This is a genomic window from bacterium (assembly GCA_039961635.1).
GTDB lineage: Bacteria > 4484-113 > 4484-113 > JAGGVC01 > JAGGVC01 > JABRWB01.
On sequence record JABRWB010000071.1, the window covers coordinates 1 to 15,163 of the forward strand.

A 15,163-nucleotide genomic window follows, 5' to 3' on the forward strand; every position below is an offset into this window, starting at 1 on the left:
GGTCTTCCCATGATCTACGTGACCAATCGTCCCCACATTCACATGCGGCTTCGTCCGATCAAACTTCTGCTTCGCCATTCCTGATGCTCCTTGAACTGTAATTACTGAACCTTGGCTCCGTACTTCTCAAGAATCGCCTTTTCAATCGATTCGGGCAGCGGCTCGTAATGGTGGAATTCCATTACGTGGCTCGCGCGCCCTTGAGTTTTGCTGCGCAAGTCGGTGGTGTAACCGAACATTTCAGAAAGCGGAACCTCGGCCCTGATCCTGACCGTGCCGTCATTGCCGTGATCCATATTCACGATCCGTCCGCGACGTGAACTGAGATCGCCCATAACATCGCCCATCGTGTGTTCGGGCGCGGTTACCTCGACCGTCATAATCGGCTCTTTCAAACAGGGCCGTGCTTTGCGGCACGCCGCCTGAAAAGCCATCGAGCCCGCGGTCTTAAAAGCGATTTCGCTCGAATCCACCGAATGGTGACTTCCGTCGAAAAGCGTCACCTCGACGCCCACCATCGGATAACCCGCCAGGATGCCGGACGCCATAGCTTCCTTGCAGCCTTGCTCGACCGCAGGAATGTACTCGCGGGGAATAACGCCGCCCGTAATCTTGTCGATGAATCTGAATTGCTCGTTGGTGTCCGTAATCGGCGCAACTCTGAGCGAGCAAACTCCGTACTGCCCCCGCCCGCCCGTTTGCTTAACGAACCTGCCTTCAGCTTCGGCCGTGTCCAAAATCGCCTCGCGATACGAAACTTGGGGCTTGCCGACTTTAGCTTCCACTTTGAATTCGCGAAGCAGCCTGTCCACAATTATTTCCAGATGAAGCTCGCCCATTCCGGAGATGATCATCTGGCCGGATTCCTGGTCGGTGTGATACTTGAAGGTTGGATCTTCCTCGGAAAGCTTTTCCAGCGAGACCGCCATCCGTTCTTGGTCGGCCTTGCTTTTCGGCTCGAGGGCGACCGACATCACGGGCTCGGGGAAATGAATACTTTCGAGCAGGATAGGATGCTTCGGAACTGTTATCGTGTCGCCGGTAGTAGTAAGCTTGAATCCAATTACCGCAGCAATATCTCCCGCCGACACCTTGTCCACATCTTCCCGCTGGTTTGCGTGCATTCGAAGAAGACGCATAGCCCGTTCGCTTTTGCCCTTGCCTACATTCAATACCGAGGTGCCCTTTTCAAGTTCGCCTGAATAAACGCGTATGAAGGTGAGCTTGCCCACGTGAGGATCGGTGGCGATTTTGAAGGCAAGCCCCGCGAACGGAAGCCTGGGGTCGGCCGCCCTGGTATCTTCTTCGCCGGTTTTTGGATCGTGCCCTTTCACCGGTGGAATATCTACCGGCGATGGAAGAAATCGAATTACGCCGTCCAGAAGAAGCTGTACACCTTTGTTTTTGAATGCGCTGCCGCAAAGCACGGGAACAAGCTGGTTGCCGATGGTTGCCTGGCGCAAAATGCGATATATGTCTTCGCTGCTTATTTCCTCTTCGGAGAGGTAAGCCTCCATTATCTTATCGTCGAACTCGCCGACCTTTTCAAAAAGCTGCTCCCTGTAGGTGGCGGTTATTTCCGCCATTTCCTCGGGAACCGGACCGGCAGAATAAGTTCGCCCAAGCTGGTCCTCCTCCGTGTTGTAAAAATAAGCCCGGTTTTCTATAAGGTCAACAATTCCCGTAAAGGAGTCTTCAGAGCCGATTGGAAGCTGCACCGGGACGGCTGGGGCATGAAGCCGCTGGCGGATTTGGTCCACAACCGAGTAAAAATCGCTCCCGATCCTGTCCATCTTGTTCACGAAGGCCAAGCGCGGCACGTTATACCTGTTAGCCTGGCGCCATACAGTTTCGCTTTGGGGCTGCACTCCGCCAACTGCGCAGAATACGGCGACAAGACCGTCCAGCACGCGCATACTGCGCTCGACTTCCATGGTGAAATCAACATGGCCGGGCGTATCTATGATGTTGATTTGATGGTCCTTCCACTGGCAAAAAGTGGCGGCGCTTGTAATCGTTATGCCGCGTTCCCTTTCCTGCGGCATCCAGTCCATGATCGTAGATCCTTCATGGACTTCCCCCATCCTGTGCGTGCGGGCTGTATAAAAAAGTATACGTTCGGTTAGGGTGGTTTTACCCGCGTCGATATGGGCGGCAATGCCGATGTTGCGAATCCTGCCCAGTACCGAAACCATAATTTAAACCTACCCTAGCCGCAAACTTTGCGATGGTTTGACACCACCCGTATCAAGTTATAGAAAGCCTAATCGCCTACCAGCGGAACTGGCTGAACGCCCGGTTGCTCTCGGCCATGCGATGGGTGTCTTCCTTTCTTTTAACGGCGGAGCCGGTGTTGTTTGCGGCATCTATAAGCTCCACCGCCAGCCTGTCCGAGAAAGGCTTGCCGCCGCCTCTCTGACGGGCGAAAGTTATAATCCAACGCATCGCCAAGGCGTATTTGCGTTCCGGCCGGACCTCGACGGGCACCTGATAGGTCGCTCCGCCGATTCTCCGGCTTTTGACTTCGAGAGTCGGCATCACGTTCTTAATTGCCTTCTCGAAGACGGCGATCGGTTCTTCCTTGGTACGTTGCTCCACAATTTCGAGGGCGCGATAAAACAAGCGCTCGGCCGTGCTCGCTTTTCCGCGCTCCATAATGGTGTTGATGAACTTCGCAACGAGCTTGGAGTTGTAAATCGCGTCTGCTGCGATTTCCCCACGTTTGCTGTATTTCCTTCTTGGCAACTCGAATCCTCCGTTAGCTCGCGTGCTTGGTCCCGTATTTGCTTCTGCCCTGCTTGCGGTTCGCCGTTCCCGCACAATCCATTGTGCCGCGGATGATGTGATACCGCACGCCCGGCAGATCCTTAACCCTGCCTCCCCTGATGAGCACCACGGAGTGCTCAGCCAAGTTGTGGCCGATACCCGGGATATAGGCCGTGACCTCGAAACCGCTGGTCAGCTTTACGCGCGCAACTTTACGAAGCGCCGAATTTGGCTTCTTGGGAGTAACCGTCCAAACGCGCGTGCAAGTACCCCTGCGCTGAGGACAACTTTTAAGCGCAGGCGTTTTCGTTTTCTTCTGCACAGCCTTGCGGCCGAGCCTGACCAACTGGTTTATAGTAGGCATACGCCCTTACCCCATGAAAAAAGCGAATGCGAAGTATAGCATATTCGGGCATGCCGCGCAATACCCTTGTGGTTTGCCGGCAGAAAACTAAGCATTCTCATCTTCCCCTTCCCCAAAAAACGAATCTTTGAAGTCGGCGGCGCGATCCGGCTCCAATTCGAAAGTATCTTCGAATGCTGCCAAAGACTTTGCCGCGGATTTCTCAGCGGCTACACCTGTACCTACCGGAATCAAACCGCCGATTATCACGTTTTCTTTAAGTCCCCTTAGCGGATCGACCTTGCCCTCTATGGAAGCCTCGGTCAGTACCCTGGTGGTTTCTTGGAAACTGGCGGCGGCCAAGAAGCTTTCGGTCGAGAGACTCGCCTTGCTTATTCCTTGAAGTATGGACTTTCCGGTCGGCGGATTGCCGCCCTTCGCTTCGATCTCTTCACATAGCCTGAAAAATTTCTTCTTTTCCATCAAATCGCCTTCGAACAGATCTTCGGCGTCGTTCGGATCTTGAATTTGGACGTATTTAATCATCTGGCTTGCGATTATCTCGATGTGCTTGGAGTTCGGGCTGACGTTCTGACTTTCGTAAATGTCCTGGATAGCCTTTACCAAATAGACCTGCGTATCAAGATCACCCTTGAGTTGGTGGTACTTTCGCACGTCAAAGTCACCGTCGCAAATAGGATCTGCGATTTTCAGTTTGTCGCCAACGGAAACCAAAAGCAGCCTGTTTTCACGCGGAGTCTCGTAAACCACTTTTTCGCCATTGTCCTGCTGGATGGTTACGCGATGGAACGATCTTTTTTCATCAGGGAAAAGCTGGACGATGTGACCGGCGAAGTCGGCCCGAACCGTTTCGTTTTGATCCAAACCCTCGTCTCGTGCGAGCGTACTTCTGTACCTTACCTTGAGTGGGTTTTTTTCGGACACCAGGATTTCGTAGCTTTTCTCCTGCATGCCGTCCAAGCTGCGGATGGTAGCTTTGTAAGGAGTCACTTTTTCGATGTCCTGAACTACTCCCGGCTCTTCGCAAAGAATTTCGGGATTTTTAACGTTTCTCACTTCGAAAAGGGTCTCCACGAAAGGCAGGCCCTGGGTTATGTCGCCCATCTTCTTTGCGCCCGCCTTCTTGGCCATGCTGTGCACCTCGCGAATGTCGATCACTTCGCAATCGAACTCAGCGCGATGCTTTTTCTGCTTGTCAAAATAATTGTCGTGGCCGCTGACCTTATCGCCCACTTGAACGCTTATTTCGTTGCCTCGCGGAACCGGGAAGGTTTTTTCCGCGCCGCTCGTCGTCCGGATGGACACCTCGTGGCTGCGCTTGTCAACATTTGAAACGACGCCGTCCTCGTCCACGGCAACCTCATGCTTGCTGTCCACGTAATGAGGATTGGTGCCAAGAAGCGTACCGACGGTTACGGTGAGTTTGTTGTCGCGCGAGGTGCGGATGTTGTATTCCTTTTCTATCCGCCCGTCCATGCTGCGAACCTTGACTACGTCGTAATCCTCTTCGGTGACACCACCGATATGGAATGTGCGCATCGTGAGCTGCGTCCCCGGCTCGCCAATTGACTGCGCGGCAATAACGCCAACCGGATCGCCGATTTCCGCCAGGCGGTTCGCAGACAAGTCCCATCCATAGCACTTGGCGCAAACGCCTTCCAGAGTACGGCAGGTGAGCACGCTGCGGACTCTGATGCTTGGGGGATGAATCTGCGAAATGATCTGGGCCACCTTATAGTCAATTTCCGAATTGCGTTCGAAAAGAACTTCGCCGGTGACCGCGTCCCTGAAATCGTCCGCAAGAACACGCCCCATTATCTTCTTCGGTATTTCCTTTTGTTTGAGTTCCGTCAAATCGACTTCGATTGAACCTGTTGAACCGCAATCGTACTCAGTGATAGAAACATCGAGCGCGACATCAACCAGTCTTCGTGTAAGGTAGCCGCTGTCCGCGGTCTTGAGCGCGGTGTCCACCAAGCCTTTGCGTCCGCCGTGAGTGGAAATAAAGTATTCGAATACCGACAGTCCTTCGCGGAAGTTGCTTTGAATCGGAAGCGGAAGGATATTGCCGGTAGGTCCGACGATAAGACCGCGCATGGCCGCAAGCTGACGCACCTGATCGATTTTCCCTCTTGCTCCTGACTCCGCCATCATGAAAATGCTGTTGAACTTGCCGAAGTTGAGGCGCATCGCCTTGGTCAAATCCTTGGTCGCCTGGTCCCAAATGGAAATGATTACCTCATCCTTTTCCTGCTGGGTAATGAGCTTTTTGTTAAACTTGCTCCAAACCTTATCGGCTTCACGGTTCGCCTTTCCGATAATTTCCACTTTTTCCGCAGGAATACAGATGTCCGTGATGCCGATTGTGATACCTGCGCGGGTTCCTATTTCGAAACCCATGTCTTTGATCATGTCGGCAAGCAGCACGGTGAACTCCGAACCGCAAGTGCGATAGGAGTCGCGGATGACGTCAGACAACACGTTCTTGTCGAGGGCGATGTTGTAGTAAGGCAGGCCTTCGTTTTCACCGAATCCGAAGCGCTCTTCAAGGCGCCGCATCTCCTGGCTGACCATCGCGCGACCGATTGTCGTTACAATCCACGAGTTGGGGGAGTGCGCAACCTCGGTGAATTCGCCGACCAATGGCTCCGACTCGCGGCGTTTGTCGTAGTAACGGACGCGGCGCGTTTCTTTCTTGTCGTCCTTCGATGGATCCGAGATGTACTCGACTACAGTCCGGTTGCACGAAATCCTGATCCAATCATGGTATTTCAGGTACCCCGACTCGTAAGCGATGACCGCTTCGTGCTCGTCCGCGAATGTGGGTATTTTGTTGAGATCCGGCACCGGCTTGTCGGTTTGGGTCAGGTAATACATTCCCAAGACCAAGTCCTTTGTCGGGCTGATGACCGGCTTGCCGTCCGCGGGAAGCAGGATATTGTTGGCCGAAAGCATCAAAATACGAGCTTCGGCTTGCGCGGTGGTTGACAGCGGCACGTGAACAGCCATTTGGTCGCCGTCAAAGTCCGCGTTGTAAGCCTCGCACGCAAGCGGGTGAAGCTGGATTGCCTTACCCTCGATCAACACCGGCTCAAAGGCCTGGATGGACAGCCTGTGAAGCGTGGGCGCGCGGTTCAACAGCACCGGGTGGTTCTGAATTATCTCTTCCAGCTTGTCCCAAACCAGCGGATCCTCCGCCTTCTCGATCATACGTCGGGCAGTGTTGATTTGCTGATTGGGATCTTCCGGATTGATAAGCCTGTTAAGCACGAAGGGTTTGAAAAGCTCCAGCGCCATGTATTTTGGAATACCGCATTGGTGAAGCTTCAGACGAGGACCGACGACGACAACGCTTCTGCCGGAGTAATCGACGCGCTTTCCAAGCAGGTTTTGACGAAATCTGCCCTGCTTACCCTTCAGGAGGTCGGACAGCGATTTGAGCGCCCGGTTATTCGTGTTGACTGCAGCGCGCCCTTTGCGCCCGTTGTCAATCAAGCTGTCGACTGCTTCCTGGAGCATGCGCTTTTCATTGCGCAGGATGCTTTCTGGAGCCTTGATATCGATCAGCTTCTTTAGGCGGTTGTTACGGTTGATCACGCGCCTGTAAAGGTCGTTTAAATCGCTCGACGCAAACCTGCCGCCCTCCAGCTCAACCATCGGCCGAAGCTCCGGCGGAAGCACTGGAAGGACCGACAAAATCATCCACTCGGGACGGTTCCCGCTCTGGATAAACGAGCGTACGGTTTTTAGCCGTTTAATCAGCTTCTTGCGCTTCTGGCTCGTGCGGCGGAACTTGATTTTTTCAAGCTCGTCGTCGAGTTCCTTTTCGAGGTACTTTAGGTCGAGTTTGCGCAGAATCTCGCGCAGCGCGCCGGCTCCCATCCCCATCTGGACGTAATCCGACAAATCAATGCCCATCTCGCGCTGAACTATGTACTTCAAGTATTCGAAATCGTCGAAATCCTGATCGGTCAGCCTGTCCATGTATTTGACGGAACGAAGCACCGCCATCCCACGCGTAAGGCTTGAAATGTGGCGCTCGATTTCGGCGATTTGGTTTTTGTTCTCCTCGCGGGTTTTAATGTTTTCGCCCGGCACCTTGAAGACGCCCAGGTCGAGGAGCTTTGAAACGATCGGGTATGTAAATTTTGCCCTCGCTTCGGCAACCACCTCTCGGGTTACGGGGTCGACGATATTGTGCGCGAGGATGAATTCGTCCAGCACCTTAGTGCGCATGACGGCATCCTTCACAAGAGCGACGGCGGCTACAAGCTCTTCAGACGCCAGTGCTTCCCTGCCCGGCTTTACAAATGTTTTGGAGGCAAGCAGCGCGGCATCGCGCTCTTCCGGAGTCGCATCGGGCGAATCCATTAGGAGCTTGCAGGCATCCAACTCCTTTATGTCGCGAAGCTCGACCTTTTTTTGCTTGAGATGCGTAATCTGGTCGGTTATGGTGTATTCGATTTCTGACAGGTTTTCCTTAAGCCAGTCCTCGTCCACGTGAAAAACGACGTGATTCACGTAGTAAATGATCTTTTCTATTTCCTTGGCGCTCATTCCCAACAGCGCCGAGAAGCGGTTGGGAATACTCTTCGTGAACCAGATGTGCGCGACGGGACAGGCGAGCTTGATATGCCCCATCCGCTCGCGCCGCACGCTGGACTTCGTGATTAGTACGCCGCAGCGATCACAACGCGTGTTCTTGTAGCGCACCTTTTTGTATTTTCCGCAGGCGCACTCGAAATCCTTGGTGGGGCCGAAAATCACTTCGCAGAAAAGGCCTTCTTTTTCCGGCTTGTAGGTCCGGTAATTGAAGGTTTCCGGCTTTTTGACCTCGCCGCTCGACCATTGCTCTATTGTTTCAGGAGACGCGAGACCTATACGAAGCTTCTTAATCAAAGTATTAGCCATTGAATGCATCGCCCCCTTCGAGGTCATCGAAAGTTCTGGGCCGCCGGGTCACCCTCAGCCGGTCCTCTATCAGCGCCTTAAGCTCGCTTTCGTCCTTTTCCACTTGGACGTCAAGCGAAAGGCTTTTCAGTTCGTTGACAATCACGTTGAAGCTTTCCGGAACGCCTGGCTCGGGAATCATTTTCCCGTCCACGATCGCCTTGTAAGTCATATTGCGACCGGTTACGTCGTCGCTCTTGGAGGTAAGCATTTCCTTGAGCAAGTATGCAGCGCCATAGCCTTCCAGCGCCCAAACCTCCATCTCTCCCAACCTTTGGCCGCCGAATTGCGCCTTGCCACCCAATGGCTGCTGCGTGATTAGTGCGTAGCTGCCTGTACTGCGGGCGTGCATCTTGTCGTCCACCAAGTGATTGAGTTTCATGATGTACATCATGCCGACGATGACCCGCTCTTTAAACGGCTCGCCGGTGATGCCGTCGAACAATACGGTTTTGCCGTCCAGAGGCAACTGAAGATGCTTGTATAGCTGCCGGATTTGATCCTCGGTAACGCCTCGGAACACTGGGGCGGTAATCCGCAAAGGATTCTTAACATCCCTTGTGTGCACTTCATTAATGTCGAGTTCGAATCGGTCCTTCGACTGATCGAACGGAATCGGCTTGGAACGATCCAAAAGCTCCTTCACCTCGTCCGCCTGCGACTGCTCAATAAAACTGCAAGCTAGCCCCAAATGTGTTTCGAGAACCTGGCCGATGTTCATTCGATTCGGCACGCCAAGAGGATTAAGCACTATGTCAACAGTCCGTCCGTCCGGCAGGAAAGGCATGTCCTCTTCAGGCACTATGATCGAAACGACGCCTTTGTTTCCATGCCTTCCCGCAATTTTGTCGCCGACCTTCAGAACCTTTTTCTTTGCGATATAAACGCGGGCAAGTTCCACTATATTGTGCGGCAGATCGAATCCATCCTTGCGGCTGTAATATTGAGTTCTGATGACCACACCCTCTTGGCCATGCGGCACCTTGAGGGGGCTGTTTTTAAATCCCTTGCCCTTATCGCCGAAAACCGCACGGATTAGCTTTTCCTCTCCGGTAAGATCGCTTTCACCCTTGGGGGTGATCTTGCCGACTAGACCATCGCCGCTTTTCACTTCGGCGCCGACGCGAATGATCCCGCGTTCATCCAAGTTGCGCTCTATGTAGTCCTCGCCCAAACCCAGCACTTCTCGGGTGATTTTTTCTGGGCCGAGCTTCGTCTGCCTTGCCTCGCACTCGTGCTTTTCAATGTGAAGACTCGTGAAGTAGTCCTCCTTCACCAGCCTTTCGGAAACCACGATCGCGTCTTCAAAGTTGTAGCCGCGCCATGGAAGAAATGCCACAAGCACGTTGCGGCCCAACGCCAGCTCGCCCTCGACGGTGCTCGAGCTGTCCGCAAGCAAATCGCCCTTTACAACCACGGTATCTTTGGTAACCCGTACCCTCTGATCGATTAGCGTTCCCTGGTTGCTGCGCTGGAATTTGCGAAGCCGGATCCACTCGCGAACGGACTCGGGATCGCGGTTGAGAGCGCGGAATTCGCGGTCCTCAAACGGCAGATCGCGAAATACGGCTTTCCAAGGATTGGGCGGACTGAAAATATATTCGAACTTGCTCTTGTTCAGCACCTCGCCAAGACCCTGTGTTTCGAGGTTGGGAAAATCGAGTATTTCTCCGGACTGACTGTCATAAACGATACCTTTTTCCAGTCCGATTCGCTTGCTGTCCACGTATATCACACGCCCGCAGAAAGAACTGCGTACGGCGCTGCCCGCATCCTCTGAAATCGCGGTTTCGCTGCCTGTGCCCACCAGGGCGCGATCCGGAAACAAAAGGGGCACCGCCTGGCGCTGCATGTTCGAACCCATCAGCGCGCGGTTCGCGTCGTCGTGCTCCAGGAACGGTATAAGTGAAGTAGTAACCGAAATGAATTGCATCGGCGACACTTCCACCAACTCAACCTCGTTTCGGCTGACCACTTCGAAATTGCCGTTGTGACGCACAAAGAGCACATCTTCGGTGATCCTGCCAAGCTTGTCGCGCCCCGTAGTCGAAGGCGCGATGTGATATCCCCTTTCTTCGTTCGCGGAAAGGCGAACAATCTTGTTGGTCACGCGGCCTTCTTCAACCACATGAAACGGAGTCACAATGAAGCCGTACTCGTCCACACTGGCGTATGTGGAAAGCGAGCTTATCAAGCCGATATTCGGACCTTCCGGCGACTCGATGGGACAAACTCGACCGTAATGGCTGTGGTGCACGTCGCGGAAATCGAACCTCGCACTTTCCCTTGTCAAACCCTTCGGACCAAGCGCCGACAGCCTTCGCTTGTGAGTGAGGCTGGTAAGAGGGTTAGTGTTGTCCATAAACTGCGACATCTGGGAGCTGCCGAAAAACTCCTTGAGCACTCCGATTAAAGGGCGCGTATTAAGAAGAGTTTTTGGCGTCTCCTTGTCCGCATCGGGCATCATCAGTTTTTCCTTGACGATACGCTCGACGCGCAGCAGTCCGCGCCTAAGCTGGGCCTGAAGCAGCTCGCCGATATGCTCCACGCGGCGGTTTTCAAGGTTCAAGTGCTCTACATCATCAACCGGTCCCGTTCCCGACTCTTGTAAATCGTGCAGTTTGCGGAATGTTTCGAGCAGATCCGCGTGCGTCAGCACCCTGACATCATTCGGAATGGATAATCCGAGCTTTCGGTTGAGAACGTGGCGACCCACTTTTGCCAGATCGTATCGTTTTTCATCGAAAAATCTTGAAGGAAGCATCGCCGACAATACGTCTTCGCTGAAAGGCTCGGTGGGATGAAGACGCTTCCAGATGTCTTTTTGTGCTTCAAGCATGTTGCGAGCAACATCCTTTTCCAAGGTGCCGTGAAGCGACTCGCGGATTTCCATTTCTGGCGTAGGCCATTGGGATTTCGAGAAGCGGTTTTCGGGGTAATAAATGACTTTGTTTATATGATCCACTTCGAATCCGAGTGCTTTGAAAAACGTCGTGATCGGCACTTTGAGGACGCGCCGCGGACTATCAATTCGCACTTGGTAAACGTTGTTTTTCTTGTCGTACTCGTATTTGAGCCATGCGCCGCGGTATGGAATCACCTTGGCCATAAAGGCGTCCTCGCTTGCCGTGCGTTTATCGCCCGGCGTGAAATAAACACCCGGGCTGCGCACGAGCTGCGATACGATAACGCGCTCGACGCCATTGACTACAAACGTCCCGGCGGAAGTCATAAAGGGCAGCTCGGCTATGTAAACTTCCTGCTCCTTTATCTCTCCCGTTTTGCGGTTGCAAAAACTGAATATTCCTTTGAGCGTTCCGGCATAGGTCTTGTCCTGCTCGAAGCAGTCCAGGATATCCATTTCCGGCAATGTGATGCTGTAATCGTCGAAATGCAGTTCCAGCGTTTCATCGTTGGACACGATGGGAAACGTTTCGCTAAATACCTCCGCCACGCCCTCGAAGCAAAACTGCTCGAACGAGCGGGTCTGGATATCCAGCAGGTTCGAAAGCGGCAGGTAGTCCTTTTCCGCCAAATTCAGGCGTCTTTCAGTAAGCAGAGCCAATTTGAACCCTCCTAGGCGGGATCGCCGCCTTCACTCTTCCGCGCAAAACGAGGCGTCCCGAAATGGAATGCCCCGTTTCCCGACAAAGCAATCAAATATGAGCGAGCCGAAACTATTTGATCTCCACCACCGCGCCGGCGTCAACCAGCTTGTTCTTGATTTCCTCGGCCTCATCCTTTCCCACTCCCGTCTTAAGGGCCTTGGGAACTTCGTCTACAACAGCCTTCGCTTCTTTGATTCCAATGCCGAGGATATCTTTAACGCGCTTGATGACTTCAAGCTTGTTGTCGCCGATCTCCTTGAGATGAACGTCGAACGACGTCTTCTCCGCGGCCGATGAACCTTCCTCCGCCGCAGCCTGGCCGCCGCCGGCGGCGGCAACAGCAACAGGAGCGACCGCCGCGGCGCTGACGCCCCAGCGATCCTCGAGTTCCTTGACGAGCTGATTGAGCTCGACAACTGTCATCGACTCCAATGCATCAATTACAGCTTCCTTGGACATCACATACCTCCGAATGATTCCTGACTAAAAAACCGACGGGCTATCTAACCCGCTTTCTTTTCCGCGTAGGCCTTAACAACGGCAGCGAATCCCTGCGGTGCGGCCTTAAGCAGCCTTACCAAATTCGTCTGAGGGGCCATAAGAAGCCCCAGGAGCCTCGCACGTAATTCGTCCTTTGACAGAAGCTCGGTAAAACCGACAAATTTGTCCGGGCCGAACACCTGGTTGTCGAAAAAAATGGCCTTGACCGCCATTTTCTTGTCGTGTCCGCGGTGAAATTTCCGAATGGCCTTCGCACAGCTCCCGATGTCTGAAGAACCGAAAACCAGGGCGGTGCTTGAAGTAAAGTACGGAGCGATCCGTTCAACCCAATCTGCACCTTCAATCCTTCCGGTCGCGATCTTGGCAAGCTTGTTCTTGGCCACGAACATGTCCGCGTTCGCTTCCCTGACTGCAGACTTGAACTGGTCGATTTCGACCGTATCCGATTTGGAAAAGTCGACAAGAAAAGCGAAAGAGCTTTCCTCGAAGACCTTTTGTATGCGCTCGATGCGAGCTTCTTTGAATTTGCGCAGCATTGCTTTATTCTCCTACCGGATGAACTGCGCCGCATCCAGCCTGAGCGCAGGCACCTGGGTGGATCCGATGAATACGGATTTGATGAACTGCCCCTTCAGGCTGGCGGGCTTGGCCTTGACCACGACATCCATAACGTGCCGGACGTTTTCAGCCAAATCCTCCGCGCTGAATCCCATCCTGCCAACCGTTGTGTGGATAATCCCGGTCTTGTCGTTGCGGTACTCGAGCTTTCCGGCTTTGAATTCCTTGACGAGAGTGCCGATGGCATCAGAAAGCGTGCCGCTTTTTGGAGACGGCATAAGCCCGCGGGGGCCGAGGACTTTTGCAATTTTCGACACCTCGGCCATGCAATCCGGCACTGCAAGTGCAATGTCGAAATCCAGCCAGCCGCCCTTGATTTGCTCTATCAAGTCCTGGAGGCCGACATAGTCGGCACCCGCTTGACGCGCTTCTTCGACCTTGTCTCCCTTGGCAAAAACGAGAATGCGCGGAACCTTTCCGGTGCCCTTGGGAAGCACAAGCGTGCCGCGCAGATTCTGCTCCGGCTTGCGCGGATTGATACCCAGCCTAATGTGGAGATCGCAGGACTCCCAATCCCGCGTGACTTTCTTGAGCTTCCCGAGCGCATCTTCCAAGCCGTGCGGCAACTTGCGCTCTCCCAGCTCGGCTTCGCGCTTCAAATAAACCTTTGATTTTTTCGGCATGTTTCCTCCGATGCCTCCCTCAGTCCACCACTTCGACGCCCATCTGGCGAGCCGAACCGGCCACGATGCGCATCGCCGCATCCAGGTTTTTGGTGTTGAGGTCTGGTAATTTTTGTTCGGCTACTCTCCTCAGCTGCTCCCGTGTAATCTTGCCAACCTTTATCTTGTTTGGTTCCTTGCTTCCCTTATCCAGTCCGATCGCCTTCTTGATGAGTTCCGAAGTCGGCGCGGTTTTTTGGACGAAGGTAAAGCTTTTGTCTTCGTAGATCGTGATCACAACCGGGATGACTTCCCCGGCACGATCACTGGTCGCGGCGTTGAACTGCTTGCAAAACTCCATGATCGCAACACCGTGCTGGCCAAGAGCCGGACCGAGCGGTGGAGCGGGCCTGGCGCCGCCTCCCTGAAGCTGCACTTTCACATTTGCGATTACTTTCTTTGCCATAAAAATCCCCTTGGGCTTCCGGTGCTAGTCGGCCTCGTCCTTCTCGGCTTCCACGTACGCGTCAAAAACCTCGACTTGCTCAAAGTCGAGCTCCACCTGCGTGTCGCGACCGAAAATGCTCACCATGATCTTTACCTTGTGCCTTTCAGGCTCGATTTCCTTAACTTTTCCGATGGCTTCAACGAACGGGCCTGACAACACCTTTACGGTGTCGCCCACCTTGTAGCTCGTTTCGACCTCGGGCACATCCTTACCCATCCGAGTGAAGATTTGATTTACTTCCTCCTCGGTGAGAGGCTGCGGCAAGGTTGCGCTCTTAACGAAATCGATCACCCCCTGCACCTGGCGGAGCAGGTATCTGTTTGCGTTGTCAAGGTTCATCTTTATCAGAACATAACCCGGGTAAATCTTTTTTATGGTCGTGCGCTTCTTTCCCCTCACGTTTTCAAGCTTCTTCTCGTAGGGGATCACTATCTGCTCGACATCCTTTCCCAGCTGGCCGTGCTCGATCATATGGTTGATACCATTGAGCACCTTCTCCTCATATCCGGAAAGAACATGTAGAACGTACCAGCGCACTTTTTGCTCCCGCCACGGGGCGGCGGAATGCTCCTTTAAAAGAAAATATTGAAAACCTGGGTTATCACAATGTCCATCAACGAAAGCAAAAGGGCGAAAATCGTCGTGAAAACGAATACGGTAATAGTCGCCCGCCACAACTCCGCCCTGGACCAGCCTTTAGCAAAGGGCAAAGGCTTATGCTCGGGGAAGGTGATCTTCTTCCACTCGAAACCGAGTTCCCTGAAATAGGTTTTGACCCGGTCCAGTCTGGACGAACCTTCCGTTAAGTTTTCACTTGACATCTTTCACCCACTCAAACCAAAACTACATCCGGGCTTAGGCCCGTGACAGAAAATTGCAAATGGCAGGTCCAGCAGGAATCGAACCCGCATCTGCGGTTTTGGAGACCGCCATTCTTCCGTTGAACTATGGACCTAAGCATCAGCCTACTTGCTCTCCTTGTGGAGCGTATGCTTGCGGCAGGGCCGACAGTATTTTTTCAGTTCCAGCTTGGCAGGCGTGTTGACGCGGTTGCGCTCGGAATAATAATTCCGGCTGCCGCAGTCTCCGCATGCGAGCACAACCATCATCCGCTTGTCGCCTTTTTTCGCCATTACAAGCCACCTGTTACTTCAAGATCTTGGTTACGCGGCCTGCGCCGATGGTGCGTCCGCCTTCGCGGATGGCAAACCGCATCCCTTCTTCCATCGCAATCGGGTTGATCAGC

General features: G+C 53.6%; 13 protein-coding genes and 1 tRNA gene. All 14 read right to left on the bottom strand.

The features are described from left to right. Window positions 1–101: 101 nt before the first annotated feature. Complete coding sequence (gene fusA, locus HRF49_10620; protein MEP0815100.1) at window positions 102–2,195, bottom strand: elongation factor G; 2,094 nt, start codon at window positions 2,193–2,195, stop codon at window positions 102–104. A gap of 76 nt (window positions 2,196–2,271) precedes the next feature. Then, window positions 2,272–2,745, bottom strand: coding sequence for a 30S ribosomal protein S7 (gene rpsG, locus HRF49_10625; protein MEP0815101.1), 474 nt, complete (start codon window positions 2,743–2,745; stop codon window positions 2,272–2,274). Window positions 2,746–2,758: 13 nt separating this feature from the next. After that, a complete protein-coding gene (locus HRF49_10630; protein MEP0815102.1) occupies window positions 2,759–3,130 on the bottom strand; it encodes a 30S ribosomal protein S12 in 372 nt (123 codons plus the stop codon). A gap of 87 nt (window positions 3,131–3,217) precedes the next feature. Beyond that, window positions 3,218–8,041, bottom strand: coding sequence for a DNA-directed RNA polymerase subunit beta' (gene rpoC / locus HRF49_10635; protein ID MEP0815103.1), 4,824 nt, complete (start codon window positions 8,039–8,041; stop codon window positions 3,218–3,220). Continuing rightward, window positions 8,034–11,645: a DNA-directed RNA polymerase subunit beta gene (locus tag HRF49_10640; protein MEP0815104.1), complete on the bottom strand. Its 3,612-nt coding sequence runs from the start codon at window positions 11,643–11,645 to the stop codon at window positions 8,034–8,036. The genes rpoC and HRF49_10640 overlap by 8 nt, the downstream gene beginning before the upstream one ends. Window positions 11,646–11,757: 112 nt before the next feature. Continuing rightward, a complete protein-coding gene (rplL, locus tag HRF49_10645; protein ID MEP0815105.1) occupies window positions 11,758–12,147 on the bottom strand; it encodes a 50S ribosomal protein L7/L12 in 390 nt (129 codons plus the stop codon). A gap of 44 nt (window positions 12,148–12,191) precedes the next feature. Further along, the gene (locus tag HRF49_10650) at window positions 12,192–12,725 is read right to left on the bottom strand and encodes a 50S ribosomal protein L10 (protein ID MEP0815106.1); all 534 of its coding nucleotides are present in this window, start codon (window positions 12,723–12,725) and stop codon (window positions 12,192–12,194) included. A 12-nt stretch (window positions 12,726–12,737) separates the two neighbouring features. Then, window positions 12,738–13,430 (bottom strand): 50S ribosomal protein L1, encoded by a 693-nt coding sequence (locus tag HRF49_10655; protein ID MEP0815107.1) that lies wholly within the window; start codon window positions 13,428–13,430, stop codon window positions 12,738–12,740. A 19-nt stretch (window positions 13,431–13,449) separates the two neighbouring features. After that, window positions 13,450–13,875 carry a 50S ribosomal protein L11 gene (gene rplK / locus HRF49_10660; GenBank protein ID MEP0815108.1) on the bottom strand — a complete coding sequence of 142 codons (426 nt, stop codon included), beginning with the start codon at window positions 13,873–13,875 and terminating at the stop codon, window positions 13,450–13,452. A gap of 24 nt (window positions 13,876–13,899) precedes the next feature. Then, on the bottom strand, window positions 13,900–14,454 hold the full coding sequence (gene nusG / locus HRF49_10665) for a transcription termination/antitermination factor NusG (protein MEP0815109.1): 555 nt from the start codon (window positions 14,452–14,454) through the stop codon (window positions 13,900–13,902). 35 nt (window positions 14,455–14,489) lie between these two features. After that, the gene (locus HRF49_10670) at window positions 14,490–14,738 is read right to left on the bottom strand and encodes a preprotein translocase subunit SecE (protein MEP0815110.1); all 249 of its coding nucleotides are present in this window, start codon (window positions 14,736–14,738) and stop codon (window positions 14,490–14,492) included. 60 nt (window positions 14,739–14,798) lie between these two features. Then, window positions 14,799–14,872: transfer RNA gene (locus HRF49_10675), tRNA-Trp, on the bottom strand. Window positions 14,873–14,882: 10 nt separating this feature from the next. Further along, window positions 14,883–15,050 (bottom strand): 50S ribosomal protein L33, encoded by a 168-nt coding sequence (gene rpmG / locus HRF49_10680; protein ID MEP0815111.1) that lies wholly within the window; start codon window positions 15,048–15,050, stop codon window positions 14,883–14,885. A gap of 13 nt (window positions 15,051–15,063) precedes the next feature. Next, on the bottom strand, window positions 15,064–15,163 hold a 100-nt coding region (locus tag HRF49_10685), incomplete at its 5' end, for a hypothetical protein (GenBank protein ID MEP0815112.1).